Consider the following 21,917-nt stretch of genomic DNA (forward strand, 5'->3'; position numbering starts at 1 on the left):
TAGCCACCTCAACCGCGGGTTGAATTAGTAAGCAACACGTGAAAACTAAGATTTAGAAAATGACGATTTCCCTAAATGAATATATCAGGCTAAGTAAAGCAAACAAAGCGCAACTCCGCGCAATTACAAATACAGAAGGGCCACAACTTATTATTGCCGGTCCCGGATCTGGCAAGACGTTCACCTTAGTAGAACGAATAATTTATCTGATTTTGAATGGAATTATACCCGAAAAAATCTTTATTGCCACTTTCACTGAAAAAGCAGCCAAAGAGCTAATTACGCGGGTATCTAATCGCCTTTTAGAAATTGACCTGAAAGTAAATCTGAATGAAATGTACATTGGCACTCTTCATTCGATATTTCTAAGAATTTTAGAAGAAAACAGGGAGTTTACACGGTTACGAAGGAATTTTAGATTATTAGACAGCTTCGATCAAAAATATTTCATTTTTAGAAATATTAACTCTTATCTCAAAGTTGATAGTGCTGAAATTCTTTTGGGTGGTCATAAGGCGAACCGCTGGGATAAAGCTCAAAAGATAATTAATTATATCAATAAGATAAGTGATGAATGTTTAGAAATTGAAGCATTAAAAAATGCAAGAGATCAAGGTATACAAGTTCTTGGTAAATTCTACGAGATATATCTGCAACAACTATCTGATGAGAATGCTTGCGATTTTAGCACTCTCCAGTCAGAGACACTTTTCCTGCTTGAAAATCAGCCGACAGTTTTAAAGAAACTTCACCATTCCCTTCAATATTTCATGGTAGATGAATACCAAGATACAAACACCATTCAGGAAAAAATTATCCTCCTTCTATCGAATGTAAATAATAACCTTTGCGTCGTTGGTGATGACGATCAAGGACTTTATCGTTTCAGAGGTGCCACAATTAGAAATATACTAGAATTCCCGTCAAATTTCAAGTCGCAAATTTGTGAAAAAGTTATTTTAGACATAAATTATCGCTCACATCCTGACATAATAAATTTATATAATAACTGGATTGCTGAATGTGATTGGAGAGAAGGATCAAAATCATTTAGATTTGATAAAGTTATTAAACCCCGTGAGGGACTATTTTCAGAAATGCCTGCCGTTGTTAAACTGGGAAGCGAAGGTGACTGGGAGGATTATTTTAATAATGTTTATAAGTTTATCGACGCTTTGAAAAAGTCTGGTGGCCTATCTAACTATAACCAAATTGCTTTTTTATTTAAATCAGTAAAAAATGACAACGTAATTGCCCTTGCTCAATATCTGGAAGAAAGAGGTATACCAGTTTTCTCTCCGAGGTCTGCGCTTTTTTTTGAACGTACTGAAATACAACTGCTGCTTGGGGCAATCATTTTTATCTTTCCAAACCTCTTTGAAGACCTCAAGTGGAATGAAGAAGCGAATCTCTCCATTTGGGACACTTACCTCTCTTACAAAAACCGATTTGCAAATGAGATTAGAAAAGATTTAAAAAAGCACGAGCCGCTTTTGAAGTACTGCCAAAAAAAGGCCAAAGAACATTTAACTCTTTCCAAGAGCACCAACTATGGCTTTTCTGGTCTGCTATATCAACTGCTCGAATTTCCCATGTTCGCTGATAGTCTTCAGACTGGTTTGAGTAATGATAAGACAAGCCTCAGAGCCGCTTACAATATTGCTATGCTATCAAAATTGTTGTACAAATTCGAGTATTTGTATAACTTAAATACACTGGGACCCGAAAATCTTCAAAAAAGCCTTCAAAATTTATTTAACCAATTCCTTCGCTTTATTATAGAAGGAGGAATAGAAGAGTATGAAGACTTTGATGAATTTGCTCCTTCTGATTGCGTATCATTCATGACTATTCATCAATCAAAAGGATTAGAATTTCCGATAGCAATAGTGGGATCTCTGAATCTCAGCCCGAGGAAACAATACGATAAGACAGATGAAATATTGCAAAATGAATTTTACAAGAAGGCCCCGTTTGAACCGCTAGAACGCACAAAGGATTTCGATTTTTATCGTCTTTTTTATACAGCATTCTCCAGACCACAAAACTTGCTAGTCCTCACAGCGAAAGAGAAGAATGGCCAAGGTAAAAATCCATCCAAATATTTCGAAAAGATATACTCGTCTTTGTCATCATGGAATACTAAGCAATTTGATGGCTCGAAATTATCATTAGAAACTGTTAAATCTGCAAATATTAGACATGAGTATTCTTTTACCTCTCATATCCTTCTGTTTGAAAATTGCCCACTTCAATATAAATTTTATAAAGAACTTGAATTTGTGGAAGTAAGAACTGGCGGCGTACTGGGAGGTAGCTTACTTCACCAAACAATCGAAGACATTCATAAGGCAGTTTTGCGTAATCAAGAAGACACTCTGACAGATGAAAATATAACGGACTGGTATAATAACAACTATATTTTACTATCAAAACAACAGCGATCATATCTACAACAAGGGCAGTTAGCTGCACTCTTGCATCAGGTTCTTAGATATAGAGATAGGAATCAACATCAATGGGATAGGATTAAGGAAGCCGAGGTAGACGTGTCACTAGTAAAGGACAGCTACATAATCAAAGGCACTATAGATCTTATTAAAGGGGACAACAATACGGTAGAGCTAATTGATTTTAAATCGGGGAACAAACCTGATGTGAACACTAATGACCCTAAAGACAAGCAGCGGCTAAACCAGTACCAGCGACAATTAGAAGTTTACGCCTACTTAGTCGAAGAAAGAACTGGGTATAGGGTTTCGAAAATGCATTTATATTACCCGAAAGAGGATGAAGGAAGCCCTTACATCACTTTTTCTTATGAATCATCGAGAATTAATCAAACAATAGCTAATTTTGACGGAGTCGTTAATAAAATTGAAAGGAAAGATTTTGACATGGCTAACGTTAGAAAATCAGAGAAGCAATGTGGAGACTGCGATATGAGATATCATTGTAATCCTAAACAATACCAGTAAAATTAAATATGGCAAAGCAAGAATCGCTAGGCTTGAAAGTCGAGCAAAAAGTAGAGTCTATAGAAGAATATAAGTTCGAGCCCATCAAAGGTTATCCAATGCTACATTGGAAAGGTAAAAGGCCATTTACTTCAACTCAATATTATCCAGCACAACTAAAAGAACAACATGGGCAAGAGCTCGATGGATGGATAAACAAGATTTTCTGGGGCGACAATCTTCAGGTAATGAGTCATCTTTTAAAGATGTACAGGGGGCAGGTAGATTTAATATATATCGACCCTCCCTTTGATAGTAAGGCCGACTATAAGAAGAATATAACACTCAAAGGAAAAAATATAAGTAATGATCACTCCACCTTTGAAGAAAAGCAATATACTGATATATGGTCAAACGATGACTATCTGCAGTTTATGTATGAAAGGATCATTCTTTTGAGAGAATTACTTTCGGAAAAAGGCTCTCTTTTTCTACACTGTGATTGGCATAAAAGCCATCTTCTAAGAATGATATTAGAAGAGGTTTTTGGCGCCTCAAATTTCGTAAATGAAATTATTTGGAAAAGAAAATCAGCGACATCTTATGCAGGTAAACAACTCGGGATTGCAAATGACACTATTTTCTGGATGGTAAAATCTAATAATTATACATACAACCCAATTTATTCTCTTGATGATGAAACTACGAAAAAATACATAAAAGAACGATACACTTTAAAAACACCAGCAGGTAGAGTATATAAGTTAGATAATTTAGGGAACCCAGAATATCGTCCAAATTTGATATATGAATACAAGGGCTGCAAGCCACCGCCAAATGGCTGGGCTGTTTCACTAGAACGAATGAAAAAAATGGACGCGGAAGAGCGTCTAGAATTTCCCAAGAAAGAAGGTGGAAGGCTGCAAAGAAGGCAGTACTTGGATGAATATCGGGGTCAAATAATTCAAAATATTTGGGCAGATATTTTTCAAGTAAATTCCCAAGCCAAAGAAAGAACGGATTATCCAACCCAGAAACCTGAAACATTATTAGAAAGAATTATAAAAATAAGTTCCAATCCTGGAGATCTGGTTCTTGACTGTTTTATGGGATCAGGAACAACACAAGTTTCTGCTCTGAAAATGGGACGAAGATTCCTTGGAGCTGATATAAATTTGGCATCTATTCAAACGACATCCAAAAGGTTAATTAATACTTCAAAAGACATAAATGAAAAGGCGCCCGAGATAATGTTCGAGTCAGAAAATTCGGAAGGAGAAGGCTTGATGAAAGTTGATAAATTTTACACTGGATTTCAGGTATACAATGTAAATCATTATGATGTATTTAGAAATCCTTTACAAGCTAAAGAGCTTCTTATTAAAGCGCTTGAAATTCAACCTCTTCCCAACAACGCCTTGTATGACGGGGAAAAAGACGGCAGAATGGTAAAAATAATGCCGATTAATCGGATAGCAACCCGTGCTGATTTAAATGAATTAATAACTGGATTTGATTATAAGGTTTTTGAAAAGAGGAATGAAGTAAGTCCTGGGAAGGCAGTCGAGCATTTGCAGTTAGTTTGCATGGGACATGAGCCAGACCTGGCCGCCATTCTTCAAAAACAAATGCCATACAAATTGGATATAGAAGTAGTTGATATACTCAGAGATAAATCCAATCTTGAGTTTAAAAGAGACTCTGAAGCAGACTTCAAAATAAAAGATGGGGATCTTATAATTGAACAGTTCTATCCAATGAACTTGCTTCAAAAACTTTCACTCATGAAAGAAAATGTAGAAGATTGGAAAGAACTAACTGAATCGGTAATGATTGATTTCAACTACGACGGAGCTATTTTTGAACCACAGGAAGTAGATGTTCCTCCAAAGGATGAAGTAGTAAAGGGAGTTTACAAAATCCCCGAAAACGCTGGAACTATAAGAGTCAAAATAACAGATTTGCTGAGTGAGTCTCTTGAAATTGACGTTAATATATAGCAATTACTATTTAACAACAAATAGAATTGTACTTATATTTTAGGACGATGACGATTTGCCCACGCTATGCAGGCAAAATCGAAATAACTATAAAATATGAGAAATCTTATCTACACAATCAATGATTGATAAATGGCTCAAAAGAACAAGAACGATATAGAATTCCCCTTCTATGTATACCTGAAAGTATTTTACGATCAGGAACGGAAAAAAATTCTTTCATCCTATAACACCCTTACTAGAAAATTTTTAAGCTTCAATGACCCCGAGTCTTCGACAGCGTTTCTTAGAAAGCCGCAATTTGAAGCACTGGAAATTTATATATTTCTTAAAGAATTTTGTGAAAACAAACATTTGCATACCGTATTTGAAGAATGGTACTATAAAACTGGCAAATTTGAAAATAGATCAGACGCTGGCATCACAAGATTCGGACAAACAACACTTTTTGGTCCTCTAGAAACTAAAGACTCTGATGAAAAGAGAGCCTTCAAAGCCGTATTCGAACAAATAAAAATGTTCGAACAAATTTATCCCAATTTTATCTTTGCACTTACCATGGGGCTAGGTAAAACTGTACTAATGGCAACTTCGATTTTTTATGAGTTCTTGTTAGCTAATAAGTACCCGAAATCCGAAAGATATTGTCATAATGCCCTAGTGTTCGCTCCCGACAAAACAGTACTTCAGTCACTTAAAGAGATCCAAACATTTGATAAATCGAAAGTCGTACCACCTGAATATATTAATTGGCTTGAAACGAATCTTAAGTTTTATTTCCTTGATGAAAGCGGGGACGCGCTCAATGCAATAGAGCAATCCAAATTCAACATTATCATCTCAAATTCCCAGAAGATTATACTTAAAAAGCAACATAAGGAGAAGACGGCCTCGGAGGAACTGTTTGAAGATCATTCTAAGTCCTATAAGGCAAAAAGCCTCAATAAGGATTTTGAAGATTTGTATGGCTTTGATATTGATACGGATCAGGATCTGATAACGAATCAACGTTTCGCCAAGCTTACACGAATGAGGCAGTTGGGAATTTATGTTGACGAAGCTCATCATGTATTTGGCAATCAGTTGGCGATGGATTTTGGCTTAAAAAAATCTTCAACGAGCTTGAGAGTTACAATCAATGAGTTAGCTGAGAATCTAAAGGAGGCAGGAACTTTTGTTGTAGGCTGCTACAACTATACCGGTACGCCTTACGTAGGTAGCAGATTACTACCTGAAGTAGTGTATGCATATGGACTAAAAGATGCTATAGACAATAAGTATTTAAAGAAAGTTAGTATAAGCGGATTTACAAATATAAAGGATCAAACTAACGCCTTTGTACGTACTGCGATTAGCGAATTTTGGAATACTTTCGACGGTTATAAATATGAGGGATGCTTGCCCAAAATGGTTTTCTTTGCATCTACAATTGATGAGTTAGAAAAAGAGCTTCGTCCTGCTGTTGAAGACATATTAAGTGAACTACGTATACCTACTAATAAGATACTTGTTAATGTGGGTGATCCAAAGCTGACATCAAATGATGAACTCAGAGAATTCAAAAACTTAGATAGTCCAATTTCCGAAAAGCAGTTTATCCTACTAGTTAATAAAGGCAAAGAAGGGTGGAATTGCCGTTCTCTTTTCGGTGTTGCACTTCATCGTCAACCCAAATCAAAAATCTTTGTTCTGCAAGCAACGATGCGCTGTTTACGGCAGATCGGTGACGAGCAGGAAACCGGACTTGTTTTTCTTTCTGATGAAAATGTTAAAATCTTAAACGATGAACTGGAGGAAAATTTCAAGTTATCAGTCGATGATCTTAATAACGCTGGAGCTATATCTCAGTTAGTAGAGGTTAGGCTTGTACCACCTCCTGTTAAAGTGAAGCTCAAGAAGATAACCAAATTACATCAACTCTTGCCTAAAAAATTGACAGAACAAATAAATCTTCAGTTAAAAGACATTGACACTGACAAATACAAGATTATCAGATCGGAAAGAAAGATAACAGATCTTTCCAAAAAGATCGGACATGAAAAGGACTTCTCTCATATTAAAGAACGGAGAGATTACTCAATTTTAACTCTCGTCGCTGAAATTTCAAGATATTTAAATGAATCCCCAGTTCGAATTAAATCTATTCTTCAAACTACTGTTGAAGGTATTGACGTATTGCTAGACACTGTAAATTCATACAATGAAATTCTCTACGACTGGGTTGTTCCCAAATTATTTACTGAGCTTTATACTATTAAAGAGTTTACGGACACAGAAGAAATTGAAATAGAACTAGTAAAGAAGCCTAAAGAAGGAGATTGTTATAGAGTAAATACGAAGAACAAGGAACTAATTGCCAGTGTCTACTCAGAGACGTTTCTAAAATATAAGGGTAAATCTTTCCATCTTGACAATTATTGCTTTGACAGCATACCCGAAAGTAAAATGTTCGAGACGTTGCTCGAAGACGAAAGAATAGAAAAGGTGTGGTTCACAGGGATGCTTACTCATGGGCAATCCGATTTCGTTATCAATTATATCGATCCAGAATCTCATACAGTTAGAGGGTATTACCCTGATTTCCTGTTAAAGTTAAAGGCTTCTAACGGAATTGATGAGTATGTTATTCTTGAAGTGAAAGGGGATAATAAGATTGATGATGCAATTGTCAAGGCGAAATCGGAGTATGCTAGCCAAATAGCTGGAGCGAGTGGAATGTCTTACAAGTTAATAAAAGGTAGTGATGCATTGGCAGGTTTAAGTATTTGAAAAACTTATTAATTGATGAATTGACCAAAGGCTTTATGAATCTCAAATATTAGGGCCGCTTACTAGATTGGAAAAACTTATTTTCCGCGTTGACGATGACGGTTTATGTCAGATTTTATTGATCCTCTCGGGGTAATATAATGCCAGATGATAAAATCACCACTTAAGGAAGATTAACCTAATGATGAATCACAACTTTATTTTTATTAAGGATGAAAAGGTTCCAATAAAAAACAAACATCATTTATCGAAAAACAGTCAATTGATTGACAATAAGGATTATGCAGCTAGGGGTGACTCCCATAGCTGCATTTCTCCTCCCTGGTTGTAGCGCCCCATCTGAACTACTTTTCCTGGCTCCGGCAACGTGACTACCGAATCCACATCGTGCTGGAATGTGTTGTCACCGCGGAATTTTCCTGCTTTTGTAGACTGAAAAATAAAAATGAATGCTTTGCCCTGGTTATTCTCCCTCAATAATCGCAAATCGGCTGGCGAAAACCCTAAACTATTAACACTATCCAGGACAACAAAATCATACCCATCAATGGTTGAAGGCAAATCATCCGCAATATAAAGGCGAGGGTGCTTTACCCGCAAAAATTTATCTTGAAGCGTTTTGCCAAATTTCTCCTCCTTCGCCACGAAAAGAACACACCCATGATTGTGTGCGAGATAACCGGCAAATTCGCAGGCGAATGTCGATTTTCCATATTTAGGTAAGGCGGAAATCATCATGCTAAAATTTGGTGAAGGATCGCCTATCAAGTCACGGTACTTACCTGTAAATCCCAACGTTTCAAAGTGGACACCAGAAAAATCCATGCTACTCATAATTGGCGAAGTAGTAGCCGGCATTTCACAGTTACATCCGTCAAGCACTCCCTGTAAACCATTTAGCTCGGCATCATCAATATTAAGTACGTTCTTCGAACCGGCAGCAAGGTATCGGCGCAGGTTCTTCTGAATTTGATGAATGTTACTGTAGTATGGGGACTTATCAGTAATAATACCGCGCTCTATTGATTTGTCTATCGCGGCAAGCAAGCTCTTTGCTTTTTCATGCACACCTGTTTTTCCGTGCAGTCCGATGTATCTCTTTATCAACTGCACCTCTGGCATTATATCTTCTTGTCCCACACTGGCCTGTAAATTTTTTAGCATGTCATCGCTAATAACGATCGTACCGCTATCGGGCATGGTATTCACGGCCTTTATAAGCGTGTCTTGGATATAAAGAATCTGCGCTGCATACGGAGAGGTTTTACGAATCTTCTTTTCCAGCATGGCTTTTTGTAAAGCATTGAGAAATCGCAATACCTGGTCGCGCTCCTTATCCGTATTATGGAGTTTCAAGAAGCGTTTTATAAATTGGAGTTCCGGTCGAATAATTTCAACCGGAGCCGGCGTTACGGGCTTCGGCGTGTTTGCGTACTGACTTAACCTAACAGGGCCATTCGGCTTATTAGCCTTGGCGGCTGCTTTTCGTGTGCGCATTGGTGCGGATGCTTCAACTCCAGGCGGCTGCTTATCAAGTAACAAGGCCGCCAGTGCCAGGAAGTACAGACGCACAGTTTCGGCAATTTCTGGTTCCTCATCATAATCTCGCCAGTCTGTTCCGCCAGACGTTAGTTCTTTTACGTACTCATGTCCTTCCTGAATGTTTTTAGGCATTTCGGAAAAGTTAAGGCCGGCGGCTACTTCAAAATAGTTTTCGGGAGTAATATTCATAGGAGTATTTTTTAGGCTGCGAAGCGGAACCGAAGTTTAAGCGCCTTGGCCTTCATTACTAGGCGACGGCGGCGGTCAAAGTCAACTATACGGGCCGAGGTTTCAGGAGCCGGGTTTTCGGGAGGTGGCAGCATAATGGCTTTTCGGGATGCGGCGACCCGTTTAGACCGATCAACCTGGCGGAATTGTTCCGCTGTAACCACTACAGATAAATTATGGTTACGTTCCAGCACGGTTACGAAATTTGAAATATCGTCCGCCCGCACATCTGCCACCATCTTGTCGGCCGTCTTCTGGAAGTTATTGCCAACTACCAGTGCCAGCAAGTCTTTGTCCAGGTAAACGGCACCGCCTTTACTTCGGCTGTCGGGTAAAATAATTTTAAATGAATTCTTTCCCCGGAAAATTGACAAATCACCGTCTGCCGTAAACCCTTTATTAGGCTGTAACGACTTAATAAAAGGTAACGCGGAGGCTATAGGGATCGTGACCGATCCATCGACCTCCTTAGACATATTCCATTCCTCTGGTAATAAAATGCCTTTTTTTATCTGCTGATCTACAGTGGTATAACTTACCAGCTTTCCAGGAAAATCTGCAAATGCCTGTAGAATGTTTCCCGTCACGATATACCGGGTACTCCGATCCACGTTTTTAGCCTTTACAGCAGCTTCCCATTCGGTCAAGACATCATTAATCGTAAGTTCAGGCATGCCGGTACTTTGTCCCAACGTCGCTAATAAATCAGCAGACATTGAAGCTGGAACGACCAAATATTTGCGTCCATTTGCGAGTGCAAATCGCAACTTCACCTGCGACGGAGCAAATGGGTTTGACTTCCTGTTATCAATCTGAAGCCCGATAAAAACGGCGGTTACACTTTCATGTCCACCAGCAAATGTCGTAATAGGGTACCGCAATAAACGCCCCGGATAGAAGAAGCGGAATAACTGTAATAGATAACGCTTATTGTTTTCGGCCTTTTCTTTTATCGTAACATCTTTTTTATTACGGGCGGTTTCTAACTCGCTTTTTCGCATTTTATACGCAGCTTGCCATTCATCCAAATCGGCTTCCAACTTCTTCATTTTCTTTTCCCGGCCAATGCTTTCGATCAGAATTTCGTAATGCGAACGCGTTTCATCAAGTTCTTGGGATAGTCGCGCCTGGTGATGGCCCTCAAAATCGTGGATAATGTTCGCGGTATAAACATCAGGAGTAACACCGGCTAACGATTCGTTTAGAAGTTGGTGGAGCTGCTCGCGTGTGAAAGGCTTTCGCAGCACGTTTGCGGTAACAGTTTCTAGCACACTATCGGTACCAAAGGCACTGTCGTTCCCTGTCCCCATCTTAACAACCTGCGTTCCGGTGGTTTCCGCTTCGAGGTTCATAGCTTCCACTTCTAAGTCATATTCGCCAACCTGGCGTAGATAATCAACTTTCTCTACGTAGCGTTGAGCCATTTCATTATAAAACTCCTCCTGCATATGGGTAGATAACACGGCAACGCGGCCCGATACTCGATGGGCGGCATCTTCTCCAGTGGAAGCCTCACTATTTCCGGCCTCAAGAAGATGCAGTGGATCACCCAGCAGCACGTTGACCTCGCGATTGTCTGCTAGGTACTCCACGACAAGTTTATCGCCATATTTATTCAGGAAATCCGGCACATCAAGTATAGCGCTTGACTGCTTTTGATTAGAAGTGGTATTAGCGTCAAGCGACTTTAGTTTTTTCTGCAACATCATCATGAGGCGAACCTCAGCTGGGATAGCGCTCGTGATGTAATCATAAATTGGCTTATAGATTTGGCCAGTTCTGTTGATTCGGCCCCGTTTCTGCACCTCGGTATTGATGTCCAGTTCGGCCTGCAGTACAATCATCACACGTTGACGCACCTTCTCGCGAGGTACTTTTCCTGTCGGTATGGCATGGGCAGAAGCTCCAGTGCTGCCGGACTGGTTAATCATCAATACATCTACCTCATCATTGTTAAAACGCCGGAAAGCGTCATTCGGATTCAACTTTTTGCGCCCGACAACAAGGCCCATGTTTGTTTCCAGGTTTAGCTGAACTTCATACTTTCGCCCTGTGACCTCCGCGACCCGGTAGCCAGCGTCCTGTAATATTTTGATGATAACATCGATAGGCGAAATGGTAATTCCCGTCGATATATTTACGATACTGGAAGTGATGCGGTGGTATTCTTCCGTAGCTTCCGGCCCCAATTCCGCCAGCTGGAAAGTCCCTTGCGTAAAGCAACGGGCCGCTTTTCTATACCCTAGGGTAAGCACAGATGATCAGGCAGACGGATATAGTCCAGCTCACCAGGAGGATGCTTTACAGCGTCATTGTGTAAAAGAAAATATAATCGTTAAGGGCGTTTTTCATGAAGATTATTCAGCTAAAACATTTGAACGACCAGAGTTTAATAGGATGCTCTCAATCATTAAGAAACAGCGTAATACTGTTGATTTATTTTTGATTACAAAATGGGACAGGTTCTCCAGAAACTTTGCAGAAGCATACCGAATGATAGGAGTACTCAAAAAGCTGGGAGTAGAGGTACAGGCGATTGAGCAGCCGTTGGATATGGAAATACCCGAAAGCAAAATTATGTTGGCAATCTACCTTACCGCACCTGAGGTGGAAAATGACCGTCGCGCACTTAATACCCTCCATGGCATGAGGCGAGCCAAGAAAGAGGGGCGATATCTTGGGATTGCCCCTCGCGGCTATTCCAATGGACGTGACGCGGAAAACAAACCAATTTTGGTTCCTAATAAAGACATGGCAACGGTAAAATGGTGTTTTGAAGAAATGTCCAGGGAGATTTTTGATATTCAGACGTTGTGGCGAATGGCGCGCCAGAAGGGTCTAAAAGTTCAAAAAAGTCAATTTTGGAGCATGTTACGCAATCCCGTGTACTGTGGTAAGGTTTTTATAGCCGCCTACAAAAATGAACCAGCGCATTGTGTTGCGGGAATTCACCCGCCTATTATAAGCGAGCATCTTTTCAACGAAGTTCAGGATGTGCTAAGGGGTAGGCGCCGGAAAGTTAGAATTGATGCGAAACACCATATTACTGAGAATCTTCCTCTACGCGGATTTCTAATTTGCAAAAATTGCGGTCAGCCTCTTACCGGAAGCGGATCAAAGGGAAATGGCGGAGTATACTATTATTATCATTGTATGACCGCTAGAAAATGTAACGAGCGGTTCCGTGCCTCCGAGGCGAATGAGGCTTTCATTAGGGTGCTACAGACGATCGCGGTAAATGGGGATGTTTTGTGCGCCTACGCGGCAAAAGTTCACAAAGCCCTGGAAAAAGGGCAGACCAGCGATAAAAGTGAAATAGTCACAATCGATGATGCAATCTCCAAAATAGGCAATCGGCTCCAAAATGCCCGAACATTATTGCTGGATGGGGAATTGTCAATGACTGACTATAATGAAATTAAGACAAACCTTTTGGGGGAGCAGCAGGCACTTACTGCTCGTAAGCATAACCTTCAGCAAAAGCCCAAAATAACAGAAGATTATATGAAAGCGGGGGGCGATATCCTGGCGAACATAGCGACCCGCTTCGCCGCAGCAAATTCGGAGGGTAAAAAAAAGATCATTGGTTCGATCTTTCCGGGAAAGTTGATTTTCCAGGAAAATAAAGTTCGAACCACGGAGCCGAATGTGATACTAGAGCTGATAGGCAGGATGGGAAAGGATTTGGACGGGTCTAAAAAGGAAAAGGTTGGAGAAATCTCCAACCTTTCCGCTAGTGTGCCCAGAACAGGAATCGAACCTGCACACCCTTTCGAATACAAGATTTTGAGTCTAGCGCGTCTACCAATTCCGCCATCTGGGCAATGCCTTTCGCATTGTGGGATGCAAATGTATGTAATCAAATAATATTTTGCAAGAAATTTTTGAAATCCCCGGCAGCAAGGCGAAACCGGTAGGTTTTAGCTGTGAATGTTCTTCGTAACTGATCGGCAATGTCGCCGGTTTAAGGTTTTTTGGATCGTCCGTAGACTGCCCGGAACTAAGGTATAAACCGCTTGCAGAAACTGTGGGCGCGGAAGGGATTGTTTACGCGATAGTTCACCGCCTGGTTTTATACGGTGAATTAAGAGTATTAACAACATATTCCTTGTTCGCACAACATTTTCGACAGGAATAGGGCTTTCCATTAATTAGGGCTAATTTTGCGGGATAAATATGAACGATTTGAGTGCGTCTGTTTTCATGATTACTCCGCCCTTCACGCAGCTGAACACGCCTTACCCGGCTACAGCGTACCTGAAAGGCTTCCTGAATACCAAAAATATCTCTTCCTTCCAGGCAGACCTCGGTATTGAGGTAACGCTGGCCCTTTTTTCAAAAAAGGGCCTTGAAACCCTGTTTGCCCGCATCGGCAACAGGGAAGGCCTGTCCGACAACGCTGCCCGCATCCTGGCGCTCCAGGATGATTATATACACTCGGTAGATGATGTAGTGCTGTTTCTGCAGGGGAAGAACCCTACGCTGGCGCACCGTATCTGTAAACGCGATTTTCTGCCGGAAGCCTCGCGCTTTGCGCAGCTGGAAGACCTGGACTGGGCTTTTGGCTCGATGGGTACACAGGATAAAGGTAAACACCTGGCTACAATGTACCTCGAGGACCTGTCTGACCTCATCATGGAGTGTGTGGACGAACACTTCGGTTTTAGTCGTTATGCCGAAAAACTGGCGCGTTCAGCCAATAGTTTCGACGAGTTATACGGGGCACTGCAAAAGGAATATACTTTCATCGACGAACTGCTCATCCAGTTATTAAAAGATAGAATGGAAATGGTGCAACCCGATATGGTGGCTATCTCCGTGCCTTTCCCGGGCAACCTGTATACCAGCTTGCGTTGCGGGCAATGGGTGAAAAAACATTATCCAAACACGAAGGTGGTTATGGGTGGAGGTTTCGCCAATACGGAACTGCGGTCGTTATCGGACCCACGGGTATTCGAGTTCTACGATTTCATTACACTGGATGATGGCGAAGCGCCGATCGAAAACCTGCTGAAATACATACAGGGACAAATTGGGCAGGACCAGCTGAAGCGCACCTTCACACTGGTAGACGGCCAGGTGACTTACTTTAACAATAAATCATGCGCCGATTATAAACAGGGCCAGGTAGGTACGCCCGATTACAGCGACCTGCTGCTGGATAAATACATCTCCGCGATAGAAGTCGTAAACCCCATGCACCGCATGTGGAGCGATGGCCGATGGAATAAACTGACCATGGCCCACGGCTGCTACTGGGGCAAGTGTACTTTTTGCGATATCTCACTCGATTACATTCGCCTGTATGAGCCCATAGCGGCTTCGCTGCTTTGCGACCGCATGGAGGAAATTATCGCACAAACAGGGCAGAATGGTTTCCACTTCGTGGATGAAGCCGCACCGCCCGCATTGATGCGTGCTTTGGCCTTGGAGATCATCCGCCGTAAACTGAATGTAAGCTGGTGGACGAACGTTCGTTTCGAAAAAAGCTTCACCCGCGACCTCTGCCTTTTGCTGAAAACGTCGGGCTGCATTGCGGTATCGGGCGGACTGGAAGTAGCGTCGGACAGGTTGCTGGAACTGATACAAAAAGGGATCACTGTTGCGCAGGTTGCACAAGTGAACCGTAACTTTACAGAAGCCGGTATTATGGTGCATGCCTATCTTATGTACGGCTTTCCCACCCAAACAGCGCAGGAAACAATTGATTCCATGGAGATGGTCAGGCAGATGTTTAAAACAGGCATCCTGCAGTCCGCTTTCTGGCATCTTTTTACCATGACAGCACACAGCCCTGTGGGTATGGACCCTGCGAAATACAAGGTGAAGAAGGAATCGGAAGTGATAGGCACTTTTGCCAATAACGACATCGTACATATCGATGAAGAAGGTGGTGATCACGAAACGTTTGGTTTCGGGTTGAAGAAGTCGCTGTTCAACTACATGCACGGCCTTTGCCTGGACGATCCTTTACAGAAGTGGTTTGAGTTTAAAGTGCCCAAAACGCGCGTGGCGCCCGACCATATTGAAAAGTGTTTAACGGAAGATATGTACGCTTCCTCCAAACCTACCAGTAAAGTGGTGTGGCTGGGCAAAAAACCTTTAGTGGAAACGATCACCAAGTCGAAAAAAGGCAATACCTGGGAAGTAACCTCTCTTACATTCCAGGACCGTAAAACAAAGGCCAGCATTAGCGTTAACCAGCCCGAAGGTTTGTGGCTGGCAGACATGCTGGAGAAATTATCAGTCAGTAACCCTAAAACCTACACGCTGCAGGAAGTAATGGACAGTTACGCCGCCGCAGGCTTCGACGATTTCGAACTGTTCTGGGACAACAAACCGGTGAACACCCTGCACAAGTTTGGCTTATTAAAGTTGTAACTCTTTATGAAGATCAGTAAGTACGTACAGGAAGGTAAATCCGAAAACTACCAGGCTGCCGAAGACAGAGGTCTTTTAAAAGCAGGGGAGGCTGCCGCTATTTTATCCAGGCAGTTCAACACGAAAATCTATGCAAAAGAGATAGAAGTGTTCGCGAAAGAATGGCACCATGCAGGCGTGTTCAAAAGCGGTAACTCACTGAAAGGCCGCAGGGTATATTTTTTTGCTAAAGATCAACTGGAAAAACTATCGCTCGACGCTATTCTCGCCAACCGTAAAAAGGAGATGCAGCCAGCAGAAAATAAAACAGTGCAGGGCTGGTACATTCAGTTCTTCAAAATGACCGACCCCGTTACCCGCCGCCGTTACTCAAAACCTTTTGTGGGGATTTACAAGGGTTCCGCTGCTAAAAAGCCAAAGGGCTTCAGGCCGTTGAACGACGAAGCATTTGAGGTAGCACAGAAACAGAGGGGCAAGGCTTTACAGCCAGGCGAGCAGCCCAAGTTCTGAGAAAGCATTATATTTAGCTAACGCTATCTGATATGTTCAAATCCTTTTTGTCGTTGCTCCTTTGTCTGTTGGTGTCGGCTGTATATGCACAGTCGCCCAAACCGTTTACCCCACAACAGTTGAAACAAGACCTGCAGGTGCTGAAAGACAGCCTGGAGGTCGTACATCCCGCGCTATACCGCTACTTTAAAAAGCCTGTTATCGATGCTGCCTTCCGGGACACGGAGCGCAGGCTGAACAAACCGATGGACGCTGCGCAGTTTTATACGCTGGTAGCGCCGTTAGCCACCATGGCTGGTGATATTCATACCAGCATCGAACTGCCGGACGACTACCATAGCTGGGTGGCTGCCAATAAAAAGCTGTTTCCTTTCGATGTGCGTATTATCGGCCAGGATGTATTTATTGCCAGTAATAACAGCGACGATAGTACGATCAGCGTGGGGAGTAAGATCATAAAAATCAATGATCAACCGGTAGCAAAACTGCTGCATAAATTAGGTAGTACTTTTTCGGGTGAAGGCGCCAATCAAACGCTTAAGATCAGAAGAGTGGAGCAGCGTTTCGCATTCCAGTATTACTTTGTTTACGGTGATTGTAAAAAGTTTAAAATCGAATATGTTGATGGAGATGCCAGGCATCTGAAAACTGTTGCCCCGCAACCTTATTCCGTCTTCAATGCCAGAAGGGCCAATACACGTAAAACATGTCCGCTGCTGAAGCCTTTATTCCCGCAGCCACCTTATCTTTCCTTATCCCTTGAAAAAGAAAAAAGCACTGCCGTATTAACCGTAAAATGGTTACAAAACGATGTGCTGGCCAGTAGTGGAGAAGCCTTTAAACCTTTCATCGATAGTGCGTTCGCGGCGATAAATAAGGAAGGTATTCAACACCTGATTATCGACATCCGCAATAATGATGGCGGAGAAAGTGCAAACGCCAGTTACCTGTATAGTTATCTGAGCGATAAGCCCTTTCGTTTTTTGTACGCCATGGAAGCAACCAGGACAACTTATGAGGCGGATATTTCCACTGGCATTCGGTATACAAAAGGCATTACTGTAGATACGGCTACGAATGTTGGTACTTTCTTCGGCCTTAATACGCAATCTTTGCCAGGCAACCGTTTCGCCGGTGCAGTGTATGTATTGACGGATGGGTTAACGGTATCGGCCGCCGCGCAGTTTGTAACGCTGGTGAAACTCAACAAACGGGGAGTATTGATAGGCGAAGAACTGCCCGGCGCTTTGAACGGCGGATCAGGCAGGGGATATGCTTATTTTTACCTGCCTAATACGAACCTGCTCAGCATGATATCCCGTTATCGATTGTACATGACGGAACCCTCCAAACCGCATAGAGACGACTGCGTACAACCGGATTATATACCTATGAAAACGATTGCAGAACTACTTATGGGCGTTGATAAAGACCTTCAAACGGCTCATGATCTCATCCAAAAGGCACTTTAGGCTGATTTTTATGAAAAAGGAAGAGATTAGCAACTTGCTAAAACGCCGCAACTGTTTAGCCCCGGCCGATACTGCATTTTCTTGTCATCCCCAGTAGAAAAACGGTTTAGCACCTGATCAGGAAGTCATAAATTAATCACAAAATATGACCATTCATCAGGAAAAATACCCTTTAAATGAAGAGTATGTCTATTTTGCTGTCTATGGTACTAAGATCGAAAAGTAATTTCTTTGGCCGGTCGATGATCGGCTTATTATGTGCATGCGGAGCCGGCCTGGCTATTCCACAGCAGGCAATGGCCCAGGCTAAACAGCTGCCGCTGCAGGATTTTTCTTCTTTTAAAGATGTAGGCAAAAGCTGGCAGATAGTGGGCGATGTGAACACAGAGCAGGGGAAAGCCAATGCCTTTAAAACAGCCGGTGGTACAGGCATCCTGGTTAACTTACCTGGTAAAAAAGTACACGGGCAGGACCTGTTCTCCAACTTCGAGCATGGTGATCTGGACCTTGAACTGGATTACATGATGGCGGAAGGTGCCAACTCCGGCATTTACCTCCAGGGCCGTTACGAACTGCAGCTGCTGGACAGCTGGGGCGTAACTTCTCCCAAACCTGGCGATAACGGCGGTATTTACGAACGCTGGGACGACAGCAAACCAGAAGGCAAAAAAGGCTACCAGGGTTATGCACCGCGCCAGAACGTTAGTAAAGCACCAGGCCTGTGGCAACACCTGAAAGTATCTTTCCAGGCGCCCCGCTTCGACGTGGCCGGTAAAAAAATTGAAAACGCTAAAATGCTCCGCGTAGAACTGAACGGGGTATTAATACATGAGAATATAGAGCTGATGGGCGCCACCCGCGGCGCTATTGGCGGTAACGAAGTGGCTTCCGGCCCTTTACGTATCCAGGGCGACCATGGTGCTGTGGCGTTTAAAAATATCAGCCTGAAACAGTTTGATAAACAACGTCCGGAATTAACTGGCCTGGAGTTTAAAGCCTATAAAGGCCGTTACAACAGGGATAACGACTATACAAAACTGAAACCGGAAGCTGCCGGTACGGTTAAAACACTGACCGCCAACGCATCTCATCTTTCCCAGGAATATACACTGGTATACAAAGGCACGTTGAATGTAAAAGAAGCGGGTGAGTATACAATTGAAACCAACGCACAGGGTGGTCAGGGCATTATTACGTTAGATGGCAAACCTGTAAGCAACAGGGGCAGAGTTACACTGCCGGCCGGTAACGTTCCGGTAGGCTTGATTTACTCCCGCTCCGGCGACTGGGGTAATCCGACACTGGGCCTTAACATTACCGGGCCTGGTATACGCACGTTCTATGTAGGCGATGTAATTACGCCCGACGATACGGACCCGATCATTGTAGATGCATCGGCTAACACCATCCTGCGTAGCTTCAGCGATGTGCCGGGTTATGGTAAAGTAACACATGCAGTGTCTGTAGGCAGTCCCTTACAGGTGCATTACACTTACGACCTCGATCACGGTATGGTAGTACAGGTTTGGAGGGGTAGCTTCCTGGAAACCACGCCTATGTGGCACGACAGGGGGAATGGTACTTCCCGTCCGCAGGGCGCGTTACAACGCCTGGGTAAACCCTTCTTCACACTGGGTAAACTGGCGAACGAGCAGGCTACATGGGTGGCAGATTCTACCGGCAGCGGTTACCGCCCTAAAGGTTATGTGCTGGACGAGCAGGACAGACCAACATTTAACTACTTCATATTCGGTGCTACCGTTAGCGATAAAGTACGTGTAACTGAAAATGGTCATGGCATCAGCCGCGAGATCAGCGTAAGCAACGATCCTGGTGGACTGTACGCCAAACTGGCCGAAGGTGCGCAGATTGAATCAATAGGAAAGGACCTGTACCTCGTAGATGGTAAGGCGTACTTCCTGCAACTGCAGGAAACAAGTGGCGCTAAACCCATTGTACGCGATGCAGCCGGCGTTAAGGAACTGATTGTACCTGTACGCGGTAAACTGAGCTATTCCATCCTTTTCTAACTTTTAGACGACAACATTCATGAAAAATATATTCAGGAAAGCAGCGTGTTACTTATTACCGTTGGCTGCCACTATCACACAACTTCCGGCATTTGCGCAGGAAACGCCCAAAGAGGAAGACTATTTCAGGATAATGAAACTGAGTGCGCCGGAAGGTACATTGCTGGAAGTAGGCGGTTTAACCGTACTGCCAAACGGCGACCTGGGCGTATCTACCCGCCGCGGTGATGTATTCATCGTGGAAAACCCGACCAGCAACCGTCCGTTCTTCCGTAAGTTCGCAAGCGGCCTGCACGAAATTCTGGGCCTGGCCTGGAAAGATGGTGCCCTGTACTGCGCACAACGCGGCGAGTTAACTAAACTCGTGGACACTAACATGGACGGTAAAGCTGACGTGTACGAAACGGTATATGCATGGCCTTTGTCTGGTCACTACCACGAATATAGCTTCGGCCCTAAACTGGCGCCTGATGGTTCATTTTTCGTGAGCGGTAACGTAGCTTTCGGTAACGAAGAATGGTGGCGTGGTGAAAGCCGCGTTCCCTGGCGTGGCTGGATGATGCATATCTCTGCCGATGGCAGCAGCATGGAGCCCTGGGCTACCGGTATGCGTTCTCCCTGCGGATTGGGTATGATCAATGGTGAACTTTTTTACTCTGAGAACCAGGGTGATTATATGGGCTCCGGCGGTGTATGGCATGTAAAGAAAGGTTCGTTCGTAGGTCACCCTGCGGGTCTTAAATGGACTGGCCTGCCTAATTCCCCTTTGAAACTCACAGCCGAGCAGTTTAATGCACAGGTTGACGAGCGTAAAGTGAAAAATGAGCAGGGGCGTTATATTAAACCAGAGAACGTGATTGACGAGAAATTCCAGATCATGTTCGAACTGAAAAAAACAATTCCTGAGCTGCGTACTCCTGCGGTATGGCTGCCTCACGGTGTATTGGGTATCTCTAACTCAGAAATCCTGGCTATTCCGGAAGGTAACTTTGGTCCGTTCGGCGGCCAGGTACTGGTAGGCGACCAGGGTCAGAGTAAGATCATGCGTGTGGTTATGGAACAGGTGAAAGGTGAATACCAGGGCGTAGCGTTCGACTTCCGCCAGGGTTTCCAGTCGGGTGTATTACGTATGGCATGGGCGCCTGATGGCTCCCTGTTTGTAGGTGAAACTAACCGTGGCTGGGGTTCTGCAGGTGATGCCAACGAAGGTTTGCAGCGCCTGGCCTGGAACAACCGTATTCCTTTCGAAATGAAAACGATCAAGGCGATGCCTGATGGTTTTGAAATAGAGTTCACTTTACCGGTTGATAAAAAATCGGCAGAAGATCTGGCTTCTTACGAAGTAGAAAGCTTTATCTACAAATATCACCCTGTATACGGCAGCCCTACGGTTAACAACCAGAAGTGCGAAGTGAAAGGTGTGAAAGTGTCGGAAGATGGTCTTAAAGCCCGTATCATCGTAGATAACCTGCGTCAGTATTACATCCACAACGTAACGCTGAATGGTGTACGTGCTGCGGACATGTATTATTCACTGGTACACCCAACTGGTTATTACACACTGAATAACATTCCTGATGGCGCTAAACTGGCCATGACTGGTGTAAGCACCCGCAACTCTGAGAAAGAAGCTGCGGCTAAAGCCAAAGCAGAAGCGGCGAAAGTTAAAGCCACCAAACCTGCTACTGCTAAACCTGATGTTGCCGCTGCACCAAAAGTGTACACTTACGAAGAGGTGAAACCTTTGCTGGCCAAATATACCTGCGCTGCCTGCCATAATGCAGACAAAAAGCAGGTTGGACCGGCTTTCAAAGAGATCGCTAAACGCCGTTACTCTAACGACAATATCGTAAAACTCATCTGGAACCCTAAACCTGAAAACTGGACTGGCTACGCAACTGAAATGCCGCCAATGCCACAGGTGCCAAGGGCCGATGCGTTGAAGATCGCGAGCTACATCAACTCCCTGAGATAGTAACTTCAACTGTCATAAATTAAAAAGCCCCGTGCAATTCGCACGGGGCTTTT

10 protein-coding genes, 1 tRNA gene and 1 pseudogene are annotated in these 21,917 nt (G+C 43.3%); 9 read left to right on the top strand and 3 right to left on the bottom strand.

Annotated elements, in window-relative coordinates; all coding sequences use genetic code 11:
• Positions 1 to 59 precede the first annotated feature (59 nt).
• The 3 genes from QZT80_RS15085 to QZT80_RS15095 all read left to right on the top strand — a co-directional run bounded on the left by QZT80_RS15085 (position 60) and on the right by QZT80_RS15095 (position 7,726).
• Entirely contained in the window at positions 60 to 2,978 is a 2,919-nt protein-coding gene (locus QZT80_RS15085) for an ATP-dependent DNA helicase (RefSeq protein ID WP_295123504.1), read from the top strand.
• Between the two features lie 8 nt (positions 2,979 to 2,986).
• Positions 2,987 to 4,957 carry a site-specific DNA-methyltransferase gene (locus tag QZT80_RS15090; protein ID WP_295123506.1) on the top strand — a complete coding sequence of 657 codons (1,971 nt, stop codon included), beginning with the start codon at positions 2,987 to 2,989 and terminating at the stop codon, positions 4,955 to 4,957.
• 132 nt (positions 4,958 to 5,089) lie between these two features.
• The gene (locus QZT80_RS15095; protein ID WP_295123509.1) at positions 5,090 to 7,726 is read left to right on the top strand and encodes a TnsA endonuclease N-terminal domain-containing protein; all 2,637 of its coding nucleotides are present in this window, start codon (positions 5,090 to 5,092) and stop codon (positions 7,724 to 7,726) included.
• A gap of 279 nt (positions 7,727 to 8,005) precedes the next feature.
• On the opposite strand, the gene QZT80_RS15100 is transcribed toward QZT80_RS15095, so the two are convergent.
• Positions 8,006 to 9,457, bottom strand: a complete 1,452-nt coding sequence (locus tag QZT80_RS15100) for a hypothetical protein (protein WP_295123511.1) — start codon at positions 9,455 to 9,457, stop codon at positions 8,006 to 8,008.
• 11 nt (positions 9,458 to 9,468) lie between these two features.
• Positions 9,469 to 11,751, bottom strand: coding sequence for a strawberry notch C-terminal domain-containing protein (locus tag QZT80_RS15105; protein WP_295123514.1), 2,283 nt, complete (start codon positions 11,749 to 11,751; stop codon positions 9,469 to 9,471).
• Between QZT80_RS15105 and QZT80_RS15110 the strand changes: the two are divergent.
• Positions 11,651 to 12,706, top strand: a pseudogene (locus tag QZT80_RS15110) (recombinase family protein); the annotation flags it as partial. The gene QZT80_RS15105 and the pseudogene QZT80_RS15110 sit on opposite strands and share 101 nt — an antisense overlap.
• A 529-nt stretch (positions 12,707 to 13,235) precedes the next feature.
• Here QZT80_RS15110 and QZT80_RS15115 read toward each other — a convergent pair.
• Positions 13,236 to 13,319, bottom strand: a tRNA-Leu gene (locus QZT80_RS15115).
• A 353-nt stretch (positions 13,320 to 13,672) separates the two neighbouring features.
• Here QZT80_RS15115 and QZT80_RS15120 point away from each other — a divergent pair.
• From QZT80_RS15120 to QZT80_RS15140, 5 genes are all read left to right on the top strand, one after another.
• Positions 13,673 to 15,877, top strand: a complete 2,205-nt coding sequence (locus tag QZT80_RS15120; protein WP_295123516.1) for a radical SAM protein — start codon at positions 13,673 to 13,675, stop codon at positions 15,875 to 15,877.
• 6 nt (positions 15,878 to 15,883) lie between these two features.
• Positions 15,884 to 16,387 carry a hypothetical protein gene (locus QZT80_RS15125; RefSeq protein ID WP_295123518.1) on the top strand — a complete coding sequence of 168 codons (504 nt, stop codon included), beginning with the start codon at positions 15,884 to 15,886 and terminating at the stop codon, positions 16,385 to 16,387.
• A 32-nt stretch (positions 16,388 to 16,419) separates the two neighbouring features.
• Positions 16,420 to 17,859, top strand: a complete 1,440-nt coding sequence (locus tag QZT80_RS15130) for a S41 family peptidase (protein WP_295123521.1) — start codon at positions 16,420 to 16,422, stop codon at positions 17,857 to 17,859.
• A gap of 185 nt (positions 17,860 to 18,044) precedes the next feature.
• Positions 18,045 to 19,889 (top strand): DUF1080 domain-containing protein, encoded by a 1,845-nt coding sequence (locus QZT80_RS15135; protein WP_295123524.1) that lies wholly within the window; start codon positions 18,045 to 18,047, stop codon positions 19,887 to 19,889.
• Positions 19,890 to 19,908: 19 nt separating this feature from the next.
• Entirely contained in the window at positions 19,909 to 21,864 is a 1,956-nt protein-coding gene (locus tag QZT80_RS15140; protein ID WP_295123527.1) for a c-type cytochrome, read from the top strand.
• Positions 21,865 to 21,917 lie beyond the last annotated feature (53 nt).

Source organism: uncultured Chitinophaga sp. (genome assembly GCF_902168175.1).
In the GTDB taxonomy this organism is placed as follows: domain Bacteria; phylum Bacteroidota; class Bacteroidia; order Chitinophagales; family Chitinophagaceae; genus Chitinophaga.

What these genes read in the sequence shown, in the direction of transcription:
- QZT80_RS15140 (WP_295123527.1), top strand. Translation starts at nt 19,909, where the DNA reads ATGAAAAATATATTCAGGAAAGCAGCGTGTTACTTATTACCGTTGGCT.
- QZT80_RS15130 (WP_295123521.1), top strand. Translation starts at nt 16,420, where the DNA reads ATGTTCAAATCCTTTTTGTCGTTGCTCCTTTGTCTGTTGGTGTCGGCT.
- QZT80_RS15120 (WP_295123516.1), top strand. Translation starts at nt 13,673, where the DNA reads ATGAACGATTTGAGTGCGTCTGTTTTCATGATTACTCCGCCCTTCACG.
- QZT80_RS15090 (WP_295123506.1), top strand. Translation starts at nt 2,987, where the DNA reads ATGGCAAAGCAAGAATCGCTAGGCTTGAAAGTCGAGCAAAAAGTAGAG.
- QZT80_RS15095 (WP_295123509.1), top strand. Translation starts at nt 5,090, where the DNA reads ATGGCTCAAAAGAACAAGAACGATATAGAATTCCCCTTCTATGTATAC.
- QZT80_RS15100 (WP_295123511.1), bottom strand. Translation starts at nt 9,457, where the DNA reads ATGAATATTACTCCCGAAAACTATTTTGAAGTAGCCGCCGGCCTTAAC.
- QZT80_RS15085 (WP_295123504.1), top strand. Translation starts at nt 60, where the DNA reads ATGACGATTTCCCTAAATGAATATATCAGGCTAAGTAAAGCAAACAAA.
- QZT80_RS15135 (WP_295123524.1), top strand. Translation starts at nt 18,045, where the DNA reads ATGTCTATTTTGCTGTCTATGGTACTAAGATCGAAAAGTAATTTCTTT.
- QZT80_RS15125 (WP_295123518.1), top strand. Translation starts at nt 15,884, where the DNA reads ATGAAGATCAGTAAGTACGTACAGGAAGGTAAATCCGAAAACTACCAG.